The sequence below is a fragment of the Marinobacter sp. PE14 genome, from assembly GCF_053566155.1.
The window spans coordinates 36,713-62,552 of record NZ_JBQXNY010000001.1; the positions used below are offsets into that span (position 1 = coordinate 36,713).

The 25,840-nt window shown below is 57.8% G+C and carries 15 protein-coding genes; 10 read left to right on the forward strand and 5 right to left on the reverse strand.

The genetic code is table 11. The features are described 5' to 3' along the window. Positions 1–118 precede the first annotated feature (118 nt). A complete protein-coding gene (locus ACWJ62_RS00170; RefSeq protein WP_449284378.1) occupies positions 119–3,991 on the reverse strand; it encodes a hypothetical protein in 3,873 nt (1,290 codons plus the stop codon). A gap of 96 nt (positions 3,992–4,087) precedes the next feature. After that, positions 4,088–5,452 (reverse strand): KamA family radical SAM protein, encoded by a 1,365-nt coding sequence (locus ACWJ62_RS00175; protein WP_449284379.1) that lies wholly within the window; start codon positions 5,450–5,452, stop codon positions 4,088–4,090. 661 nt (positions 5,453–6,113) lie between these two features. Here ACWJ62_RS00175 and aceE point away from each other — a divergent pair. Both aceE and aceF read left to right on the forward strand, forming a co-directional pair. Then, positions 6,114–8,777 (forward strand): pyruvate dehydrogenase (acetyl-transferring), homodimeric type, encoded by a 2,664-nt coding sequence (gene aceE, locus ACWJ62_RS00180; protein ID WP_148608926.1) that lies wholly within the window; start codon positions 6,114–6,116, stop codon positions 8,775–8,777. Positions 8,778–8,787: 10 nt separating this feature from the next. Beyond that, complete coding sequence (gene aceF, locus ACWJ62_RS00185) at positions 8,788–10,449, forward strand: dihydrolipoyllysine-residue acetyltransferase (RefSeq protein ID WP_449284380.1); 1,662 nt, start codon at positions 8,788–8,790, stop codon at positions 10,447–10,449. 331 nt (positions 10,450–10,780) lie between these two features. Here the strand turns inward: aceF and ACWJ62_RS00190 are convergent, their stop codons facing one another. Beyond that, positions 10,781–11,920, reverse strand: coding sequence for a DcaP family trimeric outer membrane transporter (locus tag ACWJ62_RS00190; protein ID WP_449284381.1), 1,140 nt, complete (start codon positions 11,918–11,920; stop codon positions 10,781–10,783). 162 nt (positions 11,921–12,082) lie between these two features. Here ACWJ62_RS00190 and ACWJ62_RS00195 point away from each other — a divergent pair, with 162 nt between their 5' ends. From ACWJ62_RS00195 to astB, 6 genes are all read left to right on the forward strand, one after another. Next, the gene (locus tag ACWJ62_RS00195; protein ID WP_449284382.1) at positions 12,083–13,543 is read left to right on the forward strand and encodes an exonuclease domain-containing protein; all 1,461 of its coding nucleotides are present in this window, start codon (positions 12,083–12,085) and stop codon (positions 13,541–13,543) included. 99 nt (positions 13,544–13,642) lie between these two features. After that, positions 13,643–14,857 carry an aspartate aminotransferase family protein gene (locus ACWJ62_RS00200; protein WP_449284383.1) on the forward strand — a complete coding sequence of 405 codons (1,215 nt, stop codon included), beginning with the start codon at positions 13,643–13,645 and terminating at the stop codon, positions 14,855–14,857. A gap of 9 nt (positions 14,858–14,866) precedes the next feature. After that, positions 14,867–15,886: an arginine N-succinyltransferase gene (locus tag ACWJ62_RS00205; RefSeq protein ID WP_449284384.1), complete on the forward strand. Its 1,020-nt coding sequence runs from the start codon at positions 14,867–14,869 to the stop codon at positions 15,884–15,886. 61 nt (positions 15,887–15,947) lie between these two features. Then, positions 15,948–17,048, forward strand: a complete 1,101-nt coding sequence (astA, locus tag ACWJ62_RS00210; RefSeq protein ID WP_449284385.1) for an arginine N-succinyltransferase — start codon at positions 15,948–15,950, stop codon at positions 17,046–17,048. Beyond that, a complete protein-coding gene (gene astD, locus ACWJ62_RS00215) occupies positions 17,036–18,511 on the forward strand; it encodes a succinylglutamate-semialdehyde dehydrogenase (RefSeq protein WP_449284386.1) in 1,476 nt (491 codons plus the stop codon). Before astA ends, astD begins: the two co-directional genes overlap by 13 nt. A gap of 14 nt (positions 18,512–18,525) precedes the next feature. Further along, a complete protein-coding gene (gene astB, locus ACWJ62_RS00220) occupies positions 18,526–19,866 on the forward strand; it encodes an N-succinylarginine dihydrolase (protein ID WP_449284387.1) in 1,341 nt (446 codons plus the stop codon). A gap of 15 nt (positions 19,867–19,881) precedes the next feature. Here the strand turns inward: astB and ACWJ62_RS00225 are convergent, their stop codons facing one another. Next, a complete protein-coding gene (locus tag ACWJ62_RS00225) occupies positions 19,882–20,517 on the reverse strand; it encodes a TetR/AcrR family transcriptional regulator (protein ID WP_449284388.1) in 636 nt (211 codons plus the stop codon). A gap of 166 nt (positions 20,518–20,683) precedes the next feature. On the opposite strand from ACWJ62_RS00225, the gene ACWJ62_RS00230 reads away from it, so the two are divergent. Together ACWJ62_RS00230 and ACWJ62_RS00235 are read left to right on the forward strand one after the other, a co-directional pair. Then, positions 20,684–21,763: an efflux RND transporter periplasmic adaptor subunit gene (locus ACWJ62_RS00230; protein ID WP_449284389.1), complete on the forward strand. Its 1,080-nt coding sequence runs from the start codon at positions 20,684–20,686 to the stop codon at positions 21,761–21,763. Further along, positions 21,763–24,789, forward strand: a complete 3,027-nt coding sequence (locus ACWJ62_RS00235) for an efflux RND transporter permease subunit (RefSeq protein WP_449284390.1) — start codon at positions 21,763–21,765, stop codon at positions 24,787–24,789. The genes ACWJ62_RS00230 and ACWJ62_RS00235 overlap by 1 nt, the downstream gene beginning before the upstream one ends. Here ACWJ62_RS00235 and astE read toward each other — a convergent pair. Next, entirely contained in the window at positions 24,755–25,807 is a 1,053-nt protein-coding gene (gene astE, locus ACWJ62_RS00240; protein ID WP_449284391.1) for a succinylglutamate desuccinylase, read from the reverse strand. The genes ACWJ62_RS00235 and astE overlap by 35 nt on opposite strands. Positions 25,808–25,840 lie beyond the last annotated feature (33 nt).

Below are 25,840 nucleotides of genomic sequence, written 5' to 3' on the forward strand. Positions count from 1 at the left end.
GCTTTTTTGTACATATTGGTTGCGTAGTGCAAGTAAAGCACAGGGTTTGAGGGGGTGCCAGTAATCCATAAAAAAGCCCCGCGCGAGGCGGGGCAGAAGAAAACAACCAGTTAAAGTTTCAGTCGCAATTGTTGCAGATGGCATACGCTACATAGGCGCCGCCGGGTCCCATTGGCGTGCCGCCCGAGTTGTCGTAAAAACGTGACACGAGAACCAGCAGCTTGTTATCCGCCGATGAATAACCGATCTGTTCACCAAAGCCGATACCTCCGCCAGAGTAGATAAACTGTGGAGATTCCATGCTGATCAACCCGGTTGAAGTGTCGACTTGATAGGTCCAGCTGTTGGCGGCAAGGCCAGTTGATTGTCTTGTTGTATCGAAAACCTCAGTGTCCAGTCCAAAGTTCGTGAAAGCGTAGGTAAGGCCTCTTTGCGTAGTGGCCATGCCGCTGCCGTCAAAGTTTAGTGTCGCTCCTGGTAGGTGGATGTCCGTCTCGAAATAATCCTGACCGGCAAAGTAGCCTTTCAGAATGACATCGTAGGACTTGCCGGCAAGGTCAGCGGCCTGGAAATTCGGGTCCAGTCTTACACCGGTGAGCAACGAGGATTCATTGGTCTGCACCGCGTAAGGCGTGAACGGGTTGGGGAGCGCCATCGTGATAACGTCCGCACCCTGGGAAGCAAAACCTCCCAGTTCACCACCCAGAAGGCTCAGTGTGCCATCAGGTGTGAGACTGAAAGCACCGAGGCTATCGCTGATGCCGGTTTCTTCAACTTTCGCATCAATTGACACACCGGAAGTCTCCATTGGCTTTAGTCCCTGAAGAAGAAGTAGCCGGATCTCGTCCGTCAGGGTGGCATTTCCTGCCGCGTCAACCGAAATGTTCAGTGCGCTAGCACCATAATCCATGAAATTGGGTTCAACCGCGCCGACCTCGTCAAGAGTTTCGCTGATGCGCAAGCTGACGAAACCCCAGTCACCTGCCAGCGCTTCAATCGATTGCGAGGGATCTTTCTTGCTAAGCACATGGGTGTTCATGTCCCGGCCTTCGGTGAAACTTCCATCGCCCTCTTCAAACTGGAAGCTACTCGCCTCACTGGCAACGAACAGGCTGCGCCCGGCATCAAGAGCCCGGAAGTCGATTTCGGTGGCACCGTTAATAATCTGAGTGCCGTCCTCGGGGTCGGTTGTAGTGCTCTCTGCGATTGATGCGAAGAGCCCGGTTTCCGTGAAGGTCAGGTCAAAGCTGTTGCTCAGGCCGAGGCATTCACTGACGGAACCGAACACTGCATCCCGCCCGTCCTCGCTGGCACCGGAGTCGATCAGCAGGTCGCCGACACAGAGATCTGACCAGCTGAGTGTTCCGGTGCCGTCGGCGTTATCGACGATGCTGGCATCGATGTGGGCGTAGTGTGCCTGAAACACCGTCGGTGGATTGTTCACCCGTGAACTTTCAATGCCAACAGCGGATCTCAGGTAATGGAAATCTCCGGTGACCGTGGGCCCGGGGGTTAGTTCTGGATCGGAGCCCGGATCCGGGGCGGTATAGTCCACTGTCACGTTGCCATTAACAGGCGTTACGCCCGGAGCTAATTCACTGAGTTGGAACGCTTCGCCATCATCGATGATCAGGAAGCCGTCAATCACTGTGGCGTAGTCGAAGCCTTGGATTGGATCCGAAAGCCCGAATTCGCCGTTGTAGTCGGTCGGTCCATTGTTATCAGACGCAACAGAGGGCTCCAGAACCGTGGTTTCGCTGTCGTAGGTGTAGGTCCCGAATTCAAACCCTGGCTGACCGCCTGAGTCTGCAGGCTGGCTGGTGCCTAAAAAGTAATAGCCATCGTCAAGCAATGTCGCGACCGACACGTTGCTTGGGTCTGCACTGTCTTGAATTACCCAACTGCCGGTAATGCCGGACTGATTCAACGGTACGCGGGTGAACTCGGTGTTCTGGGCAGGGCCAATCTCCGGATTGAAGACGCTTAAAGTGTTGCCGTCTACACGGAAGGTAAGCGGCTCTACCTGATTTGCGCCGTCCGCGACTCCCCATTCACCGTTGTCATCAATCGATATGCTGGTGACGGTCAGTTCGCCAGTCTGGTTGTTCCAGGTGTACTGACCGAACTCCAGGCCAGTGCTTCCGGCATCGTCGGCTTCCGGACGGTAAGGCAGGTCCAGCTCCTGGTGCATGTAATAGCCGCTTTCCAGGAAAGTTAACTGAACCCATGGGGCGTTATCCCCTCTATCGCTATTGCGGGCGACCCAGCTGCCAATCAGGGCGTCTTCTGCCATTGGCGGTGGCGCCTGGTCGGGGAACGGATTTGACAGTCTTGCGGCGACGAATACGCCGAATGGATCACGGGCAATCAACCGTAGTTCATCTGTTTCATCGGGCACGTAGGTTTCTGGCAACGTACCGGTGAAACTCAAGGAATCGTTATCCAGAGGGTTGCCAGTGAAACCACCGCCCTGACCGCCTGAGGTCTGGCCGGTAAAGTTGTTGCGAACAGACACGGCGTCGTATCCCGGGGGCAGAGTCCACTGGAAGGTGTACTCATCAGCTGTCAGATCCGCTGAAGCAGTAGTGATTTCGGGCGCGCCACTGCTGAAGTCGGGACTGCCACGGCGGATGGTGAACGTCGCTATGGAATCGACAATACCTTCGACCGGGTTATTCCAGGCAAAAGTTACCTGATCGCCTGAACTGAGCGAGTCCGCCGCCAGGACCTGGAAATCAGCAAAGCGGTTATTTTCGGAATCTATGGGCAGGTCGCCGTTAAAGCTCTGCAAATCACCGGAAACGGTAACGTTGGAATCGGCCACCGCGCCAAGATTGGCTGAGGGGAAGCCGGCATAAATCAGGGTACCAACTCCTTCAATTACCGGGCTGTCAGCGCCATTCTCGTATTGGTGGGTAGGCTCAACAAAGACGAAGAATTCCAGCTGGTTGCCCTCGAGCTTCCAGTCGCCGTTGTCATTGATCGCCTGCCATGGTCCTTGGGCCGTACCAAAGTTCAGCTTGGCGGTGCCGTCACCGAGCTCTGCCAGTGACCAGTTGCGAATGTCTTTCGCCAGTTCGCCAGCATCTTCAATGCCCTCGGGGGAGCCCGAAAAGCGAGTTGCAAGGCCGCTGATGGACTCGCCGTTGTTGAGGAAGTCGGTGGTGGTCAGTGCCTCCAGTGCTGTTTCATCCTGGCCCTCAAGCGCGTTGGCGAAAGATGTGGCCAGGGTGTTCAACGCCTGCAATGTGGTGACGCCGTCGTTGATCTCTGTTTCGTTCACTTCAAGCGTGGTTTCTTCGCTCTCCGGCTGAACAAAATTGTTGGTTATGGTCTGGGTGGGATTAACGCGGTTAGTAATGGTCGCCGTGTTGGTGTCGGGGTTAATCTGAACCTCAATGACATCGAGGGCAGCATCGAATCCTGTGCGGTTGGCGGTAAACGGTGAGTTGCGCAGATCAAAGTCTTCGTCCACTCCCAGAGCATCGAGCAGGGGCTTCAGGCGCGTCTTCAGCGCTTCTTCCTGGGTTTCGATGGCTGCTTGTTGGATCAGGTCGAAGTCCGGGTTGTTGAAGAACTCCTGTGGGCTTCGGCCGACCGCGTTGCCCACGATCAGGTCGGTCAATGGTGTGATGTTTGTGGTGCCATTCAGGTCATCGGCAAATGCCACAGACAGCATCTGATAGGCGTTGCCGCCTGCGATGCCGCTGGCATAGAGCAGAACCGGTGTGTCGAGACCGGAAAGGTCCAGCTGGAATGAGCCATCTGCTTCTATATTGGTGTTCAGGGTTTGGCCGGTCGCATCGCGTGCACCAACAAAGCCTGAAACTGGGGCACCGGCAGCCGCTGTGCCGGAGATAGTCGCAGAGTCATTGGTGGTGGGCGTGGTTCCGGAGCCGGAGCTGCTGCCGCCCCCGCAACCACTGATAATGAGTGCTGCTGCCATGGTGCACAGCAACAGCCATAGACGAAGGGTATGTTGCCTGATCATTTGGTGATTCCTCATTCTTGGTTTTTATCGGTTTCCGACAAACCAAAGCTAGAAGATCCACAAAAACCAGGCATCACCCATATGGTGTATGAGGCGTTAGCCGTTGCCCTTCTTCATTTCCTCATATTCATCCTCAAAGAAGAACTTCTCTTCTCCGAAGGCCGGTTCCAGCTCGTGCAGCCAGGTGGCCGTCTCGCTGTACTTGGCGAAGAATGGGCGCTGAACCCAATCCGGATTGCGACCCTGCAGGAAGCGCAGCACGAAGACCTTCTCACCGTGTATTTCGGTGATGCCCTGGATCTCCACCTTGCCGGGGCCGGCGCTCATGGAGGGGCCGCGGGCGGTGCGGGCCAGGCCACTGACCTTCTTCATGGCTTCCCGATAGATGTGGAAAGCCTCGACAAGGGGCACTTCGAAGTAGTTCTTCGCGCCGGTGTCCCGCTCTACAAACATGTAGTAGGGGATGATGCCCAGCTGTACTTCTTTCTTCCACAGTTTTGCCCAGGCGTCGGCATCGTCGTTGACGTGCTTGATCAGCGGGCCCTGGGCGCGGATCTCGGCGCCGGTGGCGCGGATACGGCGGATGGCCTCTTCGGCAATCTCGGTGGTGATTTCCTGCCAGTGGTTGTAGTGGGCCATGATGGCCACGTGCTTGCCGGCGTCTACGAGACGGGCGAACAGGTCGATTAGTTCATCGGCATCCTTGTCCGTCACAAAACGGTATGGCCAGAAGGTGAGGGCCTTGGTGCCGATGCGAATGGTCTGGATGTGGTCGAACTCGGGCTCCAGCAGCGGCTCAAGGTACTGAACCAGGTTCTTGGTTTTCATGACCATGGGATCACCACCGGTCACCAGCAGGTCGGTTACCTCGGTGTGCTCCTGCAGGTAGCCGTGGAGCTTCTCGGCTTCGGTGCTGGCCATTTTCAGGTCCTTGTCACCGACAAACTGTGCCCAGCGGAAACAGAAGGTGCAGTAAGAGTGGCAGGTCTGGCCCTGGGCCGGGAAAAACAGCACTGTCTCGCGGTACTTGTGCTGAACACCGTCCAGCACCTCGCCGTCCAGCTCGGGCATGTTCATTTCCATCTGGCCTGCCGGGTGCGGGTTCAGTTCATCCCGGATTTCCTTGGCAACCGCCTGGATCTCTTTTTTGTCGGCACCTTCCCGGTGCATTGTTGCCATGCGCTCGTAATGCTCTTCTTTCAGCATGCCTTTTTGGGGGAAGACAAGCTGATAGATCGGGTCGTTGGGAACTTTGTCCCAGTTGATCAGTTCATTGATCACGTATTCGTTGACCCGGAACGGCAGCACGCTGGCGACTACCTTCATTTCAAACAGCGTCTCCTCAGGGAGATTCTGAATGATTTCAATCTTGTCGAGCTGGCGGTCCGTGTAGACCTTGAAACGCCGTTCCTCGAACTCCGTGGTGGGAATCCGGTTCGGAAAGGTGACGATGGAGTTCATAGATCGCCCTCTGTTGGTGTTAATGACAGAAAAAGTGGTCGGACCACTTTTTGGTGGTTAAAAATCAGGCAGGCGAGTATACATAAATGGGGGGTTATTTTCAGGTCTAATTAAAAAGTTACGGTAAATCAGGTAAGTGCCGTAGTTGAAGGTCGATAAAATTCAATAAAAATCAATAACTGCAGCGAATAAGCAGCGAATGGCGGCGACGATATCGTTTAGCGTGGTAATCAATTTTCCGGTTGATAAGAATGCTACGACATTGGTCGCAGTCTGGTTGTCTGCTGGTCCAAAAACGGTCATTCTTCCGTAAGTAACCGCAAACAGTGCCCCGAAAAAGGAACTGGATAGGGCCTAAATTGAATATAGCGGCCAAAATGTAGTAAAAATACGACTAAACGGGTGGGCTGATCCGCACACTTCATCGGCACGCCGATCATCCGTGGGGCCAAAAGCCCGTAAATCGGGGGCGATCAGGCAGGAAAAGTGTGAAAGCTGTTCTATGCTTTGTACAGGTTCTGTGTACTGGGAGCCGGTACACCTGTCAGGCTGACATACCCACAACAAAACACTGCATTCCATCGCAGCTTATCGACACCGCAACGCGCCCGGCTGCTGATCGTGGCGGCGCTGCACTTTTTGATGCCAAGGGGAGGGTTTGATGTACCAGGACGATGATCCCATTGAAACCAGTGAATGGCTGGACGCGCTGGAATCTCTGATCGAGAACGAAGGCGTAGACCGGGCCAAATACATTCTTGAGAGGCTCTCCGAACGGGCGAGTCGCGATGGAACCGAGCTGCCTTATTCCATTACCACGCCATTCCGGAACAGTATTCCTGTGTCCCAGCAGGCGCCGATGCCCGGCGACCTCTTCATGGAGCGCCGTATTCGCTCCCTTATCCGCTGGAATGCGATGGCCATGGTCATGCGTGCCAACCAGCGCCCCGGAGATCTTGGTGGCCATGTTTCTTCGTTCTCGTCGGCTGCGACGCTCTACGATGTTGGCTTCAACTACTTCTTCCACGGCGGCGACGAAAAGCGCGAATCCGATCTGGTTTATTTCCAGGGGCACTCATCCCCGGGCATCTATGCACGCTCCTTCCTTGAAGGCCGGTTCGACGAAAAAGACCTCGACAAGTATCGCGAAGAGGTAGACGGCACCGGCCTCTCGTCCTACCCACACCCCTGGCTGATGCCGGATTACTGGCAGTTCCCCACGGTTTCCATGGGACTGGGCCCGATCCAGGCCATTTATCAGGCTCACGTGATGAAATACCTGGATAGCCGGGAGCTCATCGAGATGGGTGATCGCAAGGTGTGGTGCTTTGTCGGTGACGGCGAGTGCGACGAGCCGGAAACCCTGGGTTCCATTTCCATGGCTGGCCGTGAAAACCTCAGCAACCTTATCTTTGTGGTTAACTGCAACCTTCAGCGTCTGGATGGTCCGGTCCGTGGTAATGGCAAGATTATCCAGGAGCTTGAGGGCGTCTTCCGTGGTGCCGGTTGGAACGTGCTGAAAGTTGTCTGGGGTCGCCACTGGGATCCCCTATTCGAGAGGGACAAGGAAGGAAAGATGCAGCACGTCATGGACGAGGTCTGCGACGGCGACCTGCAGAACTTCAAGAGCAATGGCCCGGCCTATACCCGTAAGAATTTCTTCGGCAAGTATCCCGAAACCGCCAAGTTGGTTGAGGATTTGTCGGATGAGGAGATCAACAAGCTCAACCGGGGTGGCCATGATCCGTACAAGATCTATGCAGCCTTCCACCATGCTATCAACAAGAACGGTGGGCGCCCGACCGTCATCCTGGCTCACACCATCAAGGGCTATGGCTTCGGTGAAGCCGGCGAGGCGCAGAATACAGCCCACTCTCTGAAAAAGCTTGATATTGAGCAACTGAAGTCGTTCCGCGACCGCTTTGCAGTGCCGCTGAAGGACGAGGAGCTCAAGGACGTTCCCTACTACCGGCCAGCGCCGGATAGCCCGGAAATCGTCTACATGAAGAAGCGCCGGCAGGAGCTGGGTGGGTTCTATCCCAAGCGGCGCAAAGATTGCCAGCCGCTGCAGATTCCTGATCTGGACATCTTCAAGGCGGTACTGGAGGGTTCCGGCGATCGGAAGATCTCCACCACCATGGCCTTCGTTCGTATCCTGACCGCTCTGACAAAAGACAAGCGTATCGGCAAGCGCGTGGTACCGATCGTACCCGACGAAGCCCGTACCTTTGGTATGGAAGGCATGTTCCGTCAGCTGGGTATCTACACAGCCGAGGGTCAGAAGTATGTGCCAGAAGACCGTGATCAGATCATGTATTACCGGGAAGACAAGAAGGGTCAGATCCTTGAGGAAGGTATCAACGAGGATGGCTCCATGGCGGCCTGGATGGCAGCAGCAACGTCATATAGCACCAACAACTTCCCGCTGATCCCGTTCTACATCTTCTACTCGATGTTCGGCTTCCAGCGCGTTGGCGATCTGGCGTGGGCCTCCGGCGACATCCAGGCCCGTGGTTTCCTGATCGGCGGTACCGCCGGGCGGACCACCCTGAATGGCGAAGGCCTGCAGCACCAGGACGGCCACAGCCATGTGCTGGCTAACACCATTCCGAACTGTAAAGCCTACGATCCGGCTTACGGTTATGAAATGGCGGTCGTGCTCCGCAAGGGTATGAAGGAGATGTTCGAGGACAACCAGAACGTCTTCTACTACCTGACCATCGAGAACGAGAACTACGAACAGCCGGCAATGCCCAAGGATTGTGAGGACGGCATCATCAAGGGTATGTACAAGTTCGAGTCTGTTGAAACCAAAGGCAACAAGAAGACGCCTCGGGTTCAGCTGCTTGGTGCCGGCGCGATCCTCAACGAAGTGCGCGAAGCGGCCCAGATGCTGAAAGACGACTGGGGGGTTGCCTCCGATGTGTGGAGTGTCACCAGCTTCAATGAGCTTGCCCGTGAAGGCCTGCACGTAGAGCGCTGGAACCGTCTGCACCCGGATGACAAGCCCAAGAAGGCCTACGTAACCCAGTGCCTGGAGAAGCAGAGCGGGCCGGTGGTGTCGTCCACCGATTACATCAAGCTGCACTCCGAGCAGCTCCGGGCGTTCATCCCGAAAACCTACCTGACCCTCGGCACCGACGGCTTTGGCCGCAGTGACACCCGGGAAAAGCTTCGCAGCTTCTTTGAAGTCGACCGTTACTACGTAACAGTCACGGCGCTGTCAGCTCTGGCCAAGGACGGTGAGGTGAAGAACGATGTGGTTCTCGAAGCCATGCGCAAGTACGGAATCGATCGCAACAAAACGAACCCGGTGCTGAGCTAAGGAGACCGCCATGAGTGAACAGGAAATCAAGGTTCCGGATCTCGGCGGTGCGGATGAGGTCGAGGTTATCGAAATCACCGTCAGTGCAGGGGATTCGGTTGAAGCAGAAGATCCGATCCTGACCGTAGAGTCAGACAAAGCGTCTGTTGAATTGCCGTCTCCCGGTGCCGGCAAGATCACCAAGATCACCGTCAAGGTGGGTGACAAGGTCAAGGAAGGCGACGTCGTCGGGATGATGGAAGCCAGCGCCGATAGCGGTGGCTCTGACGATTCCGAGGAAAAGCCGGAAGGAAAAGCCGAGGAAAAGAGCGAAGCCAAGCAGGAAGAGAAGTCCGAAGAGAGCAAGCCGGCGCCGAAGAAGGCTTCCGGTGGCTCCCGCAAGGAAACTGTGAAGGTTCCCGCGCTGGATGGCTTCGACAATGTTCCGGTTATCGAAATCAACGTCGCAGAAGGCGATACCATTGAGGCTGATGATCCCCTGGTTACCGTGGAATCGGACAAGGCCACGATGGAGATTCCCTCTCCCTACTCGGGCAAGGTGGGCAAGATCCTGGTGTCCGAGGGTGACAAGCTCTCCGAGGGTCATGAACTGCTTGAGATGACCGTTCAGGAAGAAGGCGGTGATGAGGAGGCCTCTGAGGCGGCGTCTGAAGAACCGGCTAAGGAAGAAAAGTCCGAGCCGAAGTCCGAAGAGAAGCCAAAGCAGCAAGCAGAGTCTGCCCCTGAGCCTCAGGGCGCGACCTATGAGCCGCCCACGCCTGGTGCGAAGGTCCACGCTGGCCCGGCCGTGCGTAAGCTGGCTCGGGAGCTGGGTGCCGATCTGGCCCGCATCAAGGGCTCTGGCCCCAAGGGCCGGATCATCAAGGACGATGTTCATGCCTATGTGAAGAGCCAGCTCAAGCAGGCTCAGCAGGGTGGCGGTGTTGCCACCGGCTCCGGTATCCCCGGGGTCAAGCTGCCAGACTTCAGCCAGTTTGGTGAAGTGAAGCGCGAGGCCATGTCGCGGATGATGTTCGCCACGGCCAACAACATGCAGCGCAGCTGGCTGAACGTGCCTCACGTAACCCAGTTCGAGGATGCGGATATCACCGATATGGAGGATTTCCGCAAGGCCCAGAAGGCCGCCGGCGAGAAGAAGGGCGTGAAGATGACGCCGCTGCCGTTCCTGCTGAAGGCCTGTGCCACGGCGCTGGCGGAACTGCCACAGTTCAACGTGTCTCTGGACATGGAGCGCAAGGAGGTGGTTCGCAAGCAGTATATTCACATCGGGATCGCGGTGGATACGCCGAACGGGCTGATGGTGCCGGTGATTAAGGATGTGGACAAGAAGGGTTTGTGGGAGCTTGCTGCGGAGAGCGCCGAGCTTGCCCAGAAGGCCCGGGACAAGCAGCTGAAGCCGGCAGAGATGCAGGGTGCCTGTTTTACCATCACCAGTCTGGGTGGTATCGGCGGCACGGCATTTACGCCGATCGTGAATACGCCGGAGGTGGCGATTCTCGGGGTTTCCAAGGCGGCGATGAAGCCGGTTTGGGATGGCAAGGAGTTCCAGCCCCGCCTGATGCTGCCGTTGTCGCTGTCTTATGATCACCGCGCGGTGAATGGGGCCGATGCTGCCCGGTTTACCACGGTGCTCAGTCAGCTTCTTGGGGATATTCGTACCCTTCTTCTTTGACAGCCGGTAGGTCCGCTCCCAGCCTTTGAGGTTGGGGGCGGAGAGAGGCGGGCACTACGATTCAGGACACGCTACGAGCCCATCCATGGGGGCTTGTTTCGGGCCATCCCTGGCCCTCTACAGTCCTGAATCGTATTGCCCGCCTCTCTCGTTTTAGCTCCTTCCTATTTCTTCTCTTTCCTTCAGTGCGGACAATGGTCTTCCAATGATTGCCATTCACTAGCCCTCTGGGGCAACAATGTTCAGAGAGGTCCGTTATAAATTCGGCACAAACAAAAACCCCGGCCGGAGCCGGGGTTTCTGCTGAGTTAACTAACTTCTAACGGCAGGATTAGAAGTTGTATTGCGCTATGTACATGAGACGATTTGCGTCGCCGTCGGCTCCGCCTTGGGCTTCGGTTTCCAGATTTTCGAACTGTACACCCATGCTAACGCTATCAACCGGGCTCCACATGTAGTTGATATACATAGACGTGTTCTGTTCTGTCGCGGATGCTGCAACTGCTCCGCTTTGAACGGCGTCATCCAAGTCTAGCATTGCTGTGCCGTAGCCTACGTTGACCGAGCGGCCATTACCCAGGCCAAAGCTAGCACCCAGTGCACCGCCCACTGCTTCAATGGTCTCTACATCGCCGTTAGCGTCCAGGTACGCATCTGGTCCACCAAAGTTGCTGCCCGGGCGATATATATAAGCATTGGCGCCGTCTGCAAAGTTGATAGCACCTTGGATGGAGATCATGTCGGTAATGGCAACCTTACCGGCAAGGAATGCAGCATAACCGATAGATGAGTCGTCAGCTGTGCCTGTGTCGTAACCTGTTTGCTTTGCCATGACAGCTGCCGCGTAAGAAAATCCACCCTGTGAATCCTCAAACTTTGCAGTCAGTGCAGGGGAGCTTGTGATTTCATCGGCGGTGCCTTCGATTCCGCCATAATCGATAGGATTCTCGAGAGAGAAGGAGAGCGGGCCGCTCATGTAGGTGATTTGCTCAGTACGGTCTTGTGCACCAGCAGTACCCGGAACGCCATCGAAGTCTACGTTGGCAGTGTTGCCGACCCAAGAGTTATAGTTGGACCAGTACCGGCCAATCCTGACATTGTTATACTCGCCATAAGCGTGGCGCAGACGCGGATCAAGGCTAGCGCTATTGTCGAAGTCGAATTCGACAACAACTTTTACACCTTCCGGATTAACCACAGAAAGACCAACGCGGCTGGTGTTTGCGTCCATACCAAAGTGGCCGTCGGCCGTGTCGGCATCACCTTTTGTGATTTTGCTGAAATTGCCGGCGCGACCGCCGTTAGAAATTTCTTCGTCGATATCGTAAGCAGCAACTACTCGAGCAAAACCGTAAAGGTTTGTCTTGTAGTCACCAGTGTTCAGTTCTACCGCGCCAGCCTGGCCAGCCACGCCGAATACTGCAGCTGCTGCCGTCGCACGAATTGCCAATCTCAGTTTGTTGCTTTGCATCGTTGTTGTCTCCACACATTTTTGTTGTTGGACCCAAAAACAAGGTAGTTACGAATTCGTGACAATTCAAATAAATTCATGCAGAAATTAGACGAATGTCTATAACAGCTTTTCGTTCATATACAGACATCTGCAGTTGCCAATGAGGCGTAAAGTTGTTCCATGACGTCCGAAAGTACAGTTATTGAGTCAGCCACGTTCGCGTTTCTTGATATTGAAACCACCGGCGGTAATTCAGCCCGGGACCGGATTACCGAGATTGGTATCCGGTTCTGGCGGGCCGGCGATGTCGTGGGTGAGTGGCAGACGCTGCTGAATCCGGAAACGCGGATATCTCCGTTTATCGAGAACTTTACCGGCATTTCCAATGAGATGGTTGCCGACGCGCCGTTGTTTGAAGAGGTGGCGGATGAGCTGGAGGAGCAGCTGAAGGGCAAGGTGTTTGTCGCTCACAACGCCCGCTTTGATTACGGTTTTATTAAATCCGAGTTTCGCAGACTGGGGCGCCTGTTCTCGGCGAAGGTGCTTTGCACGGTAAAGCTTTCCCGGAGGCTGTATCCGGAATTCCGGCGCCATAACATGGATGCACTGATTGCCCGCCATAACCTTGCCCGGGTTCAACGCCATCGGGCCATGGGCGATGTGTCCGCGATGTTGGCGTTTTTCGAGCATGCCCGGGCGGAAAAGGGCGATGGGGCATTTGAACCCGCGTTGCGGGAACTGCTGCAACGCCCGAGCATTCCTTCCCACCTTCCGTCGGATACGCTTCAGGATCTGCCCAGGGGGCCTGGGGTATACCGCTTTTATGGTGAGAACGATGTGCTTTTATATGTGGGCAAGAGCACTAACATTGCCCAGCGGGTAGCTTCCCACTTCTCTGGTGATCACAACTCCGCCAAGGGCGTGCGGATGTCCGAGAGCCTGCGTCGGGTCGACTGGACAGAAACTGCCGGCGAGCTGGGCGCGCTTCTGCTGGAGCTCAAGCAGATCAAGACCCTGAAGCCCATGTTCAACCGCCGCTCCCGGGCGGCGAAGAATCTGGTGAGCATCGAGCTGTCGAAAAACGAGGCGGGGTATCTCCAGGCGCGCCTGGTTCGTGAAATCGAGCCCCATCGGTTGGGGGATTATTTCGGGTTGTTCCGCAGCAAACGGGATGCCGAGCGGGCATTGAGCGGCATCGCGGCCAAGAATGAACTGTGCAACCGGCTGCTCGGCCTGGAGCCCGAGCACGAGGGTCCTTGTTTCCAGCGCGCGCTGGGGCGCTGCAAGGGCGCCTGTGAGGAACTCGAGAATGTCGAGCGCTATAACCTCAGGGTGCAGATTGCCTTCCACGGCCTGCGACTGAAAACCTGGCCCTGGAAAGGGCCGGTCGGGATCGTTGAGCGGGATGAGCGGTCCGGGCGCACGGACATCCTGGTGGTTTATAACTGGATGCATGTAGCCACCCTCCATGAAGAGGAGGAGCTGGCGGATCTCTCACTCAGCGGCCAGGCTGTCACCTTTGACCTGGATTCCTACAAACTTCTGATCGGCGCCCTCATGGACAGAAAAAAGGGCGGGCACGAACAGCAGCGGGTGATCGAATTGCCTGCCATCGGGGAACCGGATGTTCTTATGCCGTGAGTGGCGTATTATGGTGCAAGAGTCCGCACACCTACTTACTTGTTTGGTGCGGCCACTCTACTATTTTTAATTGCTTAGCCGCTTTCCCGAGAGAGATTTATGAATAAAGAACCCGTCAGCCGCGAACTCTTCGATGAAGTCATGGTGCCCAACTACGCTCCCGGTTCCATCATTCCGGTGCGAGGAGAGGGCTCCCGGATCTGGGATCAGGAAGGCCGCGAGTTTATCGATCTCCAGGGTGGAATCGCAGTGACTTGCCTGGGCCATTGCCATCCGGGGCTGGTGGGCGCGTTGCACGACCAGGCTGAGAAAATCTGGCACCTGTCCAACGTGATGACCAACGAACCCGCCCTGCGTCTGGCGAAAACCCTCTGTGACCTCAGCTTTGCCGAACGGGTGTTCTTCGCCAACTCCGGAGCCGAGGCCAATGAAGCGGCGTTCAAGCTGGCCCGTCGGTACGCCTGGGAGCATCATGGTAAAGAGAAGAACGAGATTATTTCCTTCAAAAACTCTTTCCACGGGCGCACTTTGTTCACCGTGAGCGTTGGTGGTCAGCCAAAATACCTGGAAGGTTTCGAGCCGGCACCGGGAGGCATTCATCATGCCGATTTCAACGATCTGGAGTCGGTTAAGAAGCTGATATCCAAAGAGAAAACCTGCGCCATTGTGGTGGAGCCGATCCAGGGTGAGGGCGGTGTTATGCCCGGGGATCAGGCCTTCCTCCAGGGGCTGCGCGAGTTGTGCGACGAAAATGACGCGTTGCTGGTGTTTGATGAGGTTCAGTCCGGCGTTGGCCGAAGTGGCCACTTCTACGCCTATCAGATGTACGGCGTGGTGCCGGATATTCTCTCCAGTGCCAAGGGGCTTGGCGGTGGTTTTCCGGTGGCAGCCATGCTGACCACGGCCAAGGTTGCAGCCAGCCTGGGCGTGGGTACTCACGGCAGCACGTATGGCGGTAACGCACTGGCCTGCGCCGTGGCGCAAAGGGTAGTGGATACCGTCAGTCAGCCAGAGATTCTCAAGGGCGTGAAAGCGCGCTCTGACAAGCTTCGAAAGGGCATGATGGATATTGGCGAACGCTACGGCGTATTCACCGAAGTGCGCGGTGCCGGCCTGCTGCTTGGTTGTGTGCTTACCGATAAATGGCAGGGCAAGGCCAAGGACTTCCTGAACGCCGGTCTGGAAGAAGGCGTGATGGTGCTGGTGGCCGGCGCAAATGTGATTCGTCTGGCGCCATCACTGATTATTCCGGAACCGGACATCGAATTAGCCCTCGAGCGTTTCGAAGCGGCAGTGAAAAAACTGACGGCCTAAGGAGATCTTATGTGGCTGGTACGTCCGGCTGAGCCGGATGATCTGGACCAGATTCTCGCCATCGCGGGCACCCAGAGTGCCCGTCTTTCTTCCACCCTGCCCAAACAGGGCGACGCCCTGGCCTACAAGATCGAGCAGTCCCTGGCGTCTTTTGCCGGCCGGATCAGCGCAGAGGATGATCCTCCCAGGTTCTTGTTCGTGCTCGAAGACACCGAGACCGGAGACATTGCCGGCACGGCCGGTATCGATGCCCATGCGGGCAATGGCCAGCCTTTTTACAGTTACCGGCGGGATGCCCTGATCCATGCCTCCCATGAACTGGGAGTGTCGCGCCGTGTGGAGGTGTTGTACCCCTCCCACTCGCTGACCGATGTATCGCTGCTCTGTTCTTTCTCGATCCGCCCGGAGCTGCAGGGCACGGATGCGTTCGAGTTGCTGTCGCGGGCCCGGATTCTGTTTATCGCCGATCACCGGGAATGGTTTACCCAGCGTATGGCCGTGGAAATCCAGGGTGTTCAGGTGGAAGACGGGAGCGTGCCCTTTTGGGACAGCCTTGGCCGGCATTTCTTTGATATGGATTTTGAAACGGCGGACCAGTACTCCGGCCAGCTCAGCAAAACCTTCATTGCCGAGCTCATGCCCCCCAATCCCATTTATGTGACGCTGCTGAGTGAAGCGGCCCAGAAGGCGATGGGGCAGCCGCACCAGATTACCGTGCCTAACTTTGAGCTGCTCCAGCGGGAAGGGTTCCAGCCGGGAAGCTATCTGGACATTTTTGATGCCGGTCCGGTCCTTGAAGCTCGTACCGACAGCCTGAAAACCCTTGTGACCAGTCACCCGAAGGAACTTCATGGGACCAACGAGGATACCGGCGAAACCTGTCTGATTGCTGCCGGCGAGGGTGAACAGTTTCGCTGCACCCTGACACCGGTCGCCGAAACACTGGACGACAAACTCAAGGTGCCGGTCTCGACCTGGAATACGCTGAACCGGACCGCGGGTGACCGGGTGAGGATCGCGCCGCTATGACAGATTCGGGAACCGAGGAAGCAGTAAAGTATCAACCCGCCGGGATCACGGAGGCGACACCATGCTGGTAATTCGCCCGTTGCAGGAAAACGATCTGGACGACCTGTATGCCATGGCCCAAAGCGCCGGGAAGGGGCTGACCACTCTGCCTGCGGACCGGGAGCTTCTGCAGAAGAAGATCAACCACGCCCGGGAGACCTTTAACCAACGCATTGCGCCGGAAGCTGGGCTCTATCTCTTCGCTCTGGAGGATACCGAGCGCAAGAAAACGGTCGGAATCAGCGGTATCCAGGCTCGCGTTGGTCTGGATGAAGTGTTCTACAATTACCGCCTGAGCGTTACCGTCAATGCCTCCAAAGAGCTGGGTGTTCACGTGCGGACCCCAACGCTACATCTGTCCAATGACATGACCGATACCAGCGAAATCTGCTCCTTGCTTCTCTCCGATGAGTACAAGGGCGGAGGCAGCGGCCTGCTGCTTTCCCGCTGCCGGTTCATGTACCTGGATGAATTCCGGAAACACTTTTCTGAAAAAATCTTCGCGGAAATGCGCGGCGTGTCGGATGCCAAGGGCCGGAGCCCTCTGTGGGACGCCCTGGGAACCAAGTTCTTCGACATGGAGTTCAGCGAGGCGGACATGCTCTCGGGGCTGGGCAACAAGTCGTTTATCGCCGAGTTGATGCCCAAGTATCCGATATACCTGTCCATGTTGCCGGATTCCGCCCGTGCCGTGATCGGCCGGGTCCATGACAACACCGCTCCGGCGCTTCGGATGCTTCAGTCCGAGGGGTTCAACTTCAACGGACTGGTAGACATCTTTGATGGCGGGCCCGTGGTTGAAGCTTTCGTTCACAATGTCCGGACGGTCCGGGAAGGCATGAACCGGCACGCCATGATAACTCGCAAACCGGTCAACCTGGACGTGCCCTCCGGTGAGCGGGTAATGGTTTCGAACCGCTCATTCCGGGATTTCCGGGTAACTACCGTGCCGATAGATTGCATCGGACCTGATACCGTCAGCCTGCCACCTGAAGTGGCCGAAGCATTGCAGATTGAATCTGGCGATCCGGTTCGTCTGGCCCCCTTGAAAGATTCGGCGTTGCTGACCAAACATAGTTATATAAGCTCAGTACCGGGAGGTGCATCAAAATGGCAAAGCTGACGGGTGAACTGTTTATCGACGGGCTCTGGCTACCGGGCCATGGGCCGGTATTCGAGTCTGTCCAGCCGGTGACCGGTGAAACACTCTGGGATGGTGAAAGCGCCAATCTGGAAGATGTGGATGCGGCCGTTCGTGAGGCTAGAAACGCGTTTCTGAAGTGGCAGCGTAAAAGCTTTGCCGAGCGTCAGGCTGTTGTTGAAGCCTTTGGTGAGCTGCTTGAAGCTCATAAGGAAGAACTGGCACACCAGATTGGCCTGGAGACCGGCAAACCCCTGTGGGAATCCCGCACGGAAGTGGCGGCGATGATCGGCAAGATCGGTATTTCCGTGAAAGCCTACAACGACCGTACCGGGACGTCCGAATCCGATGTTGCCGGCGGCCATGCCGTGCTGAGGCATCGGCCCCATGGCGTGGTGGCGGTGTTCGGCCCCTACAATTTCCCGGGGCATTTGCCGAATGGCCACATAGTGCCGGCTTTGCTGGCCGGTAACACCGTGGTGTTCAAACCCAGCGAGCTGACCCCGGGGGTCGCCGAGCTGACGGTAAAACTCTGGGAGAAGGCCGGCATTCCCGATGGAGTGATCAACCTCGTTCAGGGCGCCTCAGCCACGGGCAAATCCCTGGCCGGCCACCCGTTAATTGACGGCCTGTTCTTTACCGGCAGTTCCACCGTGGGTCATCTGTTGCACAAACAGTTTGGTGGCCAGCCGGAGAAAATCCTGGCCCTGGAGATGGGCGGTAACAATCCGCTGATCGTTCAGGACGTGGCTGATGTGGATGGTGCAGTGCATCATGCCCTGCAGTCGGCCTTCCTGTCGGCCGGCCAGCGCTGTACCTGTGCACGTCGACTGCTGGTACCCAAGGGCAAGAAAGGCGACGCCTTCCTCGACCGTCTGGTGGAAGTCTCCGCCCGCATCAAGGTCGGTGAGTTCGATGCCGATCCACAGCCGTTCATGGGCTCTGTGATTTCCGCGGAAGCCGCCGAAAAACTTCTGGCGGCCCAGGCCAGCCTGCTTGAAAAGGGCGGTAGATCCCTGCTGGAGATGAAGTCCCTGAAGTCGGGAACCGGCCTGCTGTCACCGGGTATCGTGGATGCCACAGGTCTGGATGTGACCGACGAGGAGTTCTTTGGTCCCTTGCTAAAGGTGTATCGCTACAAGAGCTTTGATGATGCACTGGCGCTGGCCAACGATACCCACTACGGGCTGTCAGCAGGCATCCTGACGGACGACCGGAAACTCTACGAGCGGCTGGTGGAAGAAGTGCGCGCCGGTATCGTGAACTGGAACCGGCCTCTGACCGGCGCCAGCAGCGCGGCACCCTTCGGCGGTGTTGGTGCCAGTGGCAATCATCGCCCGAGCGCCTACTACGCTGCCGACTACTGTGCCTGGCCCATGGCTTCTCTGGAGGCCGGCAAGAGTGAAATGCCAGAGTCTCTGGCACCCGGTCTCAATTTCGATTAACGGAACCCAGTGCCATGGTAAAACACGCGGTAGAAGCAAACTTCGATGGTCTGGTTGGTCCCACCCACAATTACGCGGGACTGTCCTGGGGTAATGTAGCCTCCAAATCCAATGTCAGTTCCGTCTCGAATCCGAAAGAGGCGGCACTGCAGGGCCTGGCCAAAATGAAGCGCCTTGCGGACCGGGGCTATGTGCAGGGCGTCCTGCCTCCCCATGAGCGGCCGCATATTCCAACACTTCGGGCCCTGGGGTTCGAAGGTACGGATGCTCGTGTTCTGGAGCAGGCGGCCAAATCCAGTCCGTCGATACTGGCAGCGGTTTCTTCTGCTTCGCCGATGTGGACGGCCAATGCGGCCACGGTATCGCCCAGTGCCGACACCTCTGACCACCGTGTGCATTTCACCCCGGCCAACCTGAGCGCCAAGTTCCACCGTTCCATAGAACACGCGGTGACCGGACGGGCTCTGAGATCTATTTTTGCCGACGAGAGCTATTTTGCGCACCATCCGGCGCTGCCATCAGTGAGCCACTTTGGCGATGAGGGCGCGGCCAACCACACCCGGTTGTGTGCTGGTTATGGTGAGCCAGGCGTGGAACTGTTTGTGTATGGCCAGATGGCATTCAATGAGCAGGCTCCGGCTCCGAAGAGATACCCGGCACGACAGACGCTTGAGGCATCCCAGGCAGTGGCACGGCTGCATGGTCTCAGGGACCAGAATGCGGTGTTTGCCCAACAGAATCCGGACGCCATTGATGGCGGCGTTTTCCACAACGACGTGATAGCGGTGGGCAACGGTAATACCCTTTTCTACCATGAAATGGCGTTTCTCAACGAAGCGCAGGTGCTGGCGGACATCAGGGAGCGACTCACCGGTGCGGAGCTGGAAGCGGTCCGGGTCAGCAGTGCCGATGTGCCGCTGGAAGATGCGGTGGCCTCCTACCTGTTCAACAGCCAACTACTGAATACACCGGACGGCATGCTGCTGGCGGTGCCCGGCGAGTGCCGTGAAGTGGCTTCCGTCAGCCGTTATCTGGATGGCCTCGTGAAGTCTGGCGGGCCGATCACAGCGGTGGAAGTGTTCGACGTCAAGCAGTCCATGCGCAATGGCGGTGGCCCGGCCTGTCTGCGGTTGAGGGTGGTGCTCAACGACGATGAGCTGAAGGCCATCAACCGGGGTGTGCTGCTCACCGATGAACTCTATGAACGCCTGACCACCTGGGTGGAAGCCCATTACCGGGATGAACTCAGCCAGAACGAGCTTGGCGATCCGATGTTGCTGGAAGAGGTTCGCAAAGCCCTGGATGAACTCACCGGGATCATGGGGCTCGGCTCGATCTACGATTTTCAGCTCTAGCGGCCTGCCGGCCTGTCAGGCGGAAATCGACGACGTCAGCATATCCATGGTATGCCGGATCAGCTGCCCGGCAGGAAATTCCGGGTTACCCTCGCCCATTTCCGACTGACAGAGCAGGATCACCCCGTGCAGGGCCCCGCGCAGGTACAGTGCGGTCTGAACGGGGTCGTTAATCCGGTCGCGGTTCATGGTGCCGTCCCGGAGGCCCAGTTCGATGGCTCCTACCATCAGCTCCATCAGGTCTGATTTGGAGCACAACATTTCCTCTGCCTGGCTTTCGTCTGCCTCGGCCATGGCGGTAGATGCCTTGGTAAGCGCCGAGAAGTAATCCGGTTCCTCAAGATAGAAGCGATAGTAGGATTCTCCCATCGCCCGGATCTGGCCCAGGCCGTTATCCGCGGTCTGTCTTGCCTCTTCAAATCGACGGAACAGGCTATGGCCCGCCCTGAGCATAATGCCCCTTTGTATCGCAGCCTTGTCCTTGAAGTACACGTACAGCAGGGCCCGGCTGAGGCTGGCGGTACGGGCGATGTCGTCCATGGACGTGCGTTCGTAGCCCTTTTCCGAGAACACCAGTTCGGCGGCGTCCAGAATAGTGTCGTAACGGGCCTGTTTCTCACGCTCGCGACGGGTTTTCAGCGGTTCGCTCATTCAATCATCCGGTTAGTTGGCAACAGCACGCATAGGATACCTGAAATCGAATCAAACCCGATTATTGACAAAATGTCAAAGAATGACATGATGTCTAAATCAACCATCGGGTTTCTCCAGGGACAGGACCCCGCCAACTACACAAGCAAGGATGAAAGGAAGAGTCATGACACCACTTCGAATCCCCGTTGCCATCGTTTCTCTTGCGGTTTTTTCACTGTTTCTGTCGGGCTGCAAAGCCAGTGACGTAGCCCAGGAGTCCGGGCAGCAGAAGGTTTCAGTGCGTGTGTCTGAAGTTGCCGGCGGCGAGAGCCAGGATATGCCGCTGCGGTTTTCCGGAATTGTTCGTGCTACCCAGCGAGCGACACTGACATTCCAGGTCAGTGGCACCCTCAAGGAGCAGGCGGTGGAGCTCGGGCAGAAGGTGCAGGCCGGTGATCTGCTTGCCCGGGTCTACAATCCCGGCCTGGAGCCGGCCCGGGATTCTGCCAGGGCCCGGCTGGAAGAGTTGAGAACCCAGTATCAGCAGGCTCAGCGGGAGTGGGAGCGCTCCAGCCGATTGCACGAGCGCGGTGTGGTGTCCGAGCAGACGCTGGAGCAGCTTGCAGCTCGGCGGGATTCCCTGGAAGCCAGCGTAGCAACGGCGCGGGCGTCCCTGGCGGAGGCAGCCCAGCTGCTCGAAGAGAGTACGCTTCGGGCGCCCTTTTCCGGGCGGGTGGAAGCCCTGCTGGTCGAGCGGGACGAATTCGTGGCGGCCGGTCAGCCGGTGATGCGGCTTTCCTCACCCGAGGGTCGTGAGGTAGAGGTGCGCGTGCCGGCGTATCTGCTGGATCATGTGGCGCTTGAGCAGACGTTGCCCGTGTGGTCCGTGCAGGATCGCAGTCAGCCGCCGCAATCCGGTTCGGTGGTCGAGATTGCCCAGGCCAGTGCCATTCGCGGCGAGCTGCATCCGGTTCTGGTGAGTCTGCCGGTTAATACGCTGGAGCCTGGCGAGCCAGTCGAGGTTGGTATTACGCCGGTTCGGGAGTCGGCGCTCACGGTGCCCTTGCTGTCGGTGATCCGCAACGCTGAGGGAGTCACCGTGTTCCGGGTCCGGGATAATGTGGCCTCCCGTGTTGCGGTAGAAGTCGACCGGGTCATTGGCGAGCGGGTGGTGGTTATCTCCGGCGATCTGTCCCCCGGTGACCAAGTGGTTTACGCCGGCATGACACGGCTGGTGGACGGTGATGCCGTGGAGGTGCGCTGATGACCCGTCGGCTTCTGAACTGCCAGCGCCTGCTGGGCATGGTGGTTACCATGCTCTGCCTGCTGGGTATCGCCGCCTACAGCACCATGCCGCGCCAGGAAGACCCGTCGTTTCCCTACCGGGCCGGCCTGATCAGCATCAACTATCCGGGCGCCAGCGCCGAGGCCGTTGAAAGGCTCGTACTCCGGCCCCTGGTGGATGAACTTCGGCAGGTGGAGGAGGTGGATTATACCCAGTCCACCGCCCGCACCGGCGTTGCCATCGTGCGCCTGCGCCTGAATGACGACATCTACGACACCGATCCCGCCTGGGACCGTGTGCGACAGGCCATGGAGCGGGCCAAGCAGGACTTCCCGGACGATGTGGGCCGGATGGTGCTCGATGATCGCCTGATTGATATTCCGGCCATTGTCATGGCCGTGGGTGGCTCGCCGTCGGTCACGGAATTGTCCGATGTCGCTGAACGGCTGAAGCAGAACCTCTCGGATTTGCCGGGGGTTTCCCGGATTGAGCTGGAAGGCGATGCCGACGAACAGATTACCCTGGCCCTGGACGATGCCGCGCTCTTCCGGCTTGGTATCTCCCCTGCGCGGGTGCTGGACACTCTGGCGCGGAGAAACCAGACCATTCCCGGCGGCTTCGTCGTGGTCAATGGCCGCCGCCTGTCGGTCCTTCCCAATAGCGAGTTTGCCGATATTGACGCCATCCGCGCCACGCCCATTGAACTTCCGGATGGCTCCCAGGTGCCCTTGGCCGCGGCGGCGGATGTCTGGCGCGGCCCCGTAGAACCCAGACAGCCGGAAACCTGGTACGACGGCGAGCGGGTGGTGCTGGTCTCCATCATTATGGAAGAGGGCACCACCGATGCGATCCGTTTCGGCGAGCGGGTGCGCGAGCGCATGGAGCAGATTCGCGGAGACTTTGAGCCTTATGAAATCCGGGAGATGTTCTTCCAGCCGGACAAGGTGCAGGAACGGCTCGATAACCTGGCCTGGAGCCTGGTGCTTTCAGTGCTGATCATCGTGGCGGTAGTCTTTACCGGCATGGGCATTCGTATGGGGCTGCTGGTCGCGTCCATTCTGCCCATGGTTGCCCTGATCAGTGTCGGGCTCTATGACCTCGGCGGGGGCGTACTGCATCAGATTGCCGTCATCGGCATGGTGATCTCATTGGGCATCCTGATCGACAACGCCATCGTAATTGTTGAAAACATCCAGGGTCATCTGGATGAAGGCATGCGCCGGCTGGATGCCCTGCGCCAGGCCGTCAGCGAGCTGGCCGGCCCGCTGGGTGCCTCAACGGGAACCACGCTGGCAGCTTTTGCGCCCCTGCTCCTGGCCAAGGGCGGCGCAGCGGATTTCACCCGTGGCGTGCCGGTGATGATCATGCTGACGCTGTCCGTCAGCTACCTGCTCGCTATCTCGGCCGTTCCCCTGCTGGCGGCCAGGTTCCTGAAACCCCGCCGCAAGGCCGGCCAGGACCGATTGATCGGCGTAGCCCGCTTCCTGGGTGGCCTGGTGTCCCGTTACCCCGGACGGCTGATTACCGCCGGCGCCATACTTGTGGTCATCAGCCTCGCGATGACCCCCTTCATGGCCCAGCAGTTCTTTCCGAATGCTGATCGCCCGAGGGTGATTGTCGAAGTCTACATGCCCGAAGGCACCGACCAGGCTCGCACGGCAGAGGCCACGGAAAGTCTGGAGCGAATCATCCGTTCTCAGCCGGATGCCCTGGAGGTTCACCGGTTCGTAGGCTTCACCGGACCTTCATTTTATTACAACCTGCAGCGCGCCCCCCAGGCACCGAACCGGGCACGGCTGGTGGTTACCACGCCCACACTGGAAGACACCACCGGCATGATCCGCTGGATTCGCGCACACGTGAAAGACCAGATGCCGGAACTGGATGTGACCGTCGGTATCCTCGGGCAGGGGCCACCAAGGGCTGCACCGGTGGAAATCCGTGTCTATCACGCCAACGATGGCACACGTATCGAAGCGGTGGAACAGATTTTCAGCATCCTGCGGGGCGTTGAGGGCACCGTTGATGTCCGCCATGATCTCGATATTGGCGTGCCCAGCATTGCGATCAACGTCGACGATGCCACGGCGGCCCGCTATGGCCTTACCCGTGCCGATGTGGCCCAGAGCCTCTATGGCCAGAGCTTTGGTGTGGTGGCTGAGCGCTATCGCCAGGAAGAGGATCCCATTCCCCTGGTGCTGCGTTCCCGCGAGGGCACGGCCCTGTCGCTGTCGCGGTTGCTGTCAGTGAATATCTACAACGACCGGGGCGACGCCGTCCCACTTTCAGCAGTGGCTACAGTGGATACCACCTGGGAACCGGCGGCCCGATACCTGCGTGATGGCGTTCGGATGAACACCGTCACGGCAAACCTGGAAACCGGCTACAGTTTCAGCCAGGCTCTGGATGGGCTTTACGCAGGGCTTGCGAAAAACCCGTTACCACCGGGTACCCGCATGGCCATGGGCGGTGATGCCGAAGGCTCCGGTGAAGCCAATACCGCATTGCTCACCGCAGCCCCCATCGGGATGCTGTTGCTGCTGTTCTTCCTGCTACTGCAGTTCAACTCCTTCCGCCGGGTCGGCATTATTCTTCTGACGGTGCCGCTGGCTACCGTCGGTATTTTCCCAGGATTGGTGCTGTCTGGCTCACCCTTCGGTTTCCAGTCTTTGCTCGGCGTGATCGCCCTGGTGGGAATCGTGGTGAATAACGCCATCGTTCTGCTGGACGTGATGGATCGGGAACTGGAGAAAGGAAAAGACATCCGCGACGCCATGCGCAACGCGGTAGAGCAGCGCACCCGCCCGATCCTGCTGACCACAGCAACCACCGTGGCCGGCCTGCTGCCATTGGCGTTCTCAAGCTCCACGCTCTGGCCACCCATGGCCTGGGCCATCATCTCCGGCCTGCTGGCCTCAACGATGCTGACGCTGCTGGTTATCCCGGCTGTTTGCACCCAGTTGATCAAAGTCAGCGTGCCGGAACCTGAAAACGCCCCGGCCTGACCATCAACCCCACCCGGTGCCCCACAGGAACATCCGGGTTGGGGAAAATAATCGCCTCTGGCGAATGCCCCACCCGGTAGCTGGTTTCATCATCCTTCCAGATGACCGTGCCGGGCTGGTACTCGGTGAAATTGGCGACATCGTCCGGAATATGGAACCGGAAGTTTTTCCCGGTGTTCAGAATCTCATGCACCACCTCGAACACCGTCAGGTGATCAAACGGTGGCTGTGGAACAGGTGAGGGTTGCCCCCGGAACCGCCGTCGCAAGGCATCCTGTATACCGGAAAAACGCCCCAGATCATTCTGACCAAACGGCCGAACCTTACCCAGTTCCACAGTAAAACTCTCGGCCTTCAGCAGCGACGAGGAAAACGACGAAAATGTCGTGCCTGCCTTATGCTGCAGCAGAAGCGTTTCCACCTCCGCCTCCAGCAGAAAATCACACTGGTCTATCGAAACGGTCCGACCTTCAACAAACGGATACAGCGCAAAACGCTCACGGTGAGAAGGACGAATGGCCGTGTGCAGATCGTAGTGATAAAGCGCCTGGGGGTTAGCCATGGCAAACTGCCGGCAAGCCTCTTCAAGCTCCTGCGCCCGAGCGGCCTCGGCCAGCCCCTCATACTCGCTCCGCGTATGAGCGCCATCGAACAGTCGGTTAAGGTTTACTTCCAGAAAGCGTTTTCCAGCCACCATCGCCGGCGGATTACCCAGAATCAGCAGAACCGGGCAGGCCAGTTCCCACCTGCCATCAATCAGCTCGGAAACCAGTCCGTTCAGAACCTCAATGGGTGCCGTCTCGTTCCCGTGAACACCGGCAGAAACAATGATGGCTTCGGCATTCGGATTGTGTCGGTCAGCGGGCGGAACAATGTCCAGGACACCAACGGCCTTGCGGCTGATACGGGTACCATCGGGGAGGAAGGTTTTGGTTTCGGGAAGTGACGCTTCCGCGCTGTCGAGGGTGTGGGAAAGCCAGTCAGAATTCGTTCCGAACAGGTCTTGTTTTGCCGACATAGAATCCCCGAACCAGGTCTGGGGGCGGGCAGG

Coding starts and splice junctions, on each gene's coding strand:
- ACWJ62_RS00230 (WP_449284389.1), top strand. CDS start 20,684: ATGACACCACTTCGAATCCCCGTTGCCATCGTTTCTCTTGCGGTTTTT.
- ACWJ62_RS00235 (WP_449284390.1), top strand. CDS start 21,763: ATGACCCGTCGGCTTCTGAACTGCCAGCGCCTGCTGGGCATGGTGGTT.
- ACWJ62_RS00225 (WP_449284388.1), bottom strand. CDS start 20,517: ATGAGCGAACCGCTGAAAACCCGTCGCGAGCGTGAGAAACAGGCCCGT.
- astD (WP_449284386.1), top strand. CDS start 17,036: ATGGCAAAGCTGACGGGTGAACTGTTTATCGACGGGCTCTGGCTACCG.
- astE (WP_449284391.1), bottom strand. CDS start 25,807: ATGTCGGCAAAACAAGACCTGTTCGGAACGAATTCTGACTGGCTTTCC.
- ACWJ62_RS00190 (WP_449284381.1), bottom strand. CDS start 11,920: ATGCAAAGCAACAAACTGAGATTGGCAATTCGTGCGACGGCAGCAGCT.
- ACWJ62_RS00170 (WP_449284378.1), bottom strand. CDS start 3,991: ATGATCAGGCAACATACCCTTCGTCTATGGCTGTTGCTGTGCACCATG.
- aceE (WP_148608926.1), top strand. CDS start 6,114: ATGTACCAGGACGATGATCCCATTGAAACCAGTGAATGGCTGGACGCG.
- astA (WP_449284385.1), top strand. CDS start 15,948: ATGCTGGTAATTCGCCCGTTGCAGGAAAACGATCTGGACGACCTGTAT.
- ACWJ62_RS00200 (WP_449284383.1), top strand. CDS start 13,643: ATGAATAAAGAACCCGTCAGCCGCGAACTCTTCGATGAAGTCATGGTG.
- ACWJ62_RS00175 (WP_449284379.1), bottom strand. CDS start 5,452: ATGAACTCCATCGTCACCTTTCCGAACCGGATTCCCACCACGGAGTTC.
- aceF (WP_449284380.1), top strand. CDS start 8,788: ATGAGTGAACAGGAAATCAAGGTTCCGGATCTCGGCGGTGCGGATGAG.
- ACWJ62_RS00195 (WP_449284382.1), top strand. CDS start 12,083: ATGACGTCCGAAAGTACAGTTATTGAGTCAGCCACGTTCGCGTTTCTT.
- astB (WP_449284387.1), top strand. CDS start 18,526: ATGGTAAAACACGCGGTAGAAGCAAACTTCGATGGTCTGGTTGGTCCC.
- ACWJ62_RS00205 (WP_449284384.1), top strand. CDS start 14,867: ATGTGGCTGGTACGTCCGGCTGAGCCGGATGATCTGGACCAGATTCTC.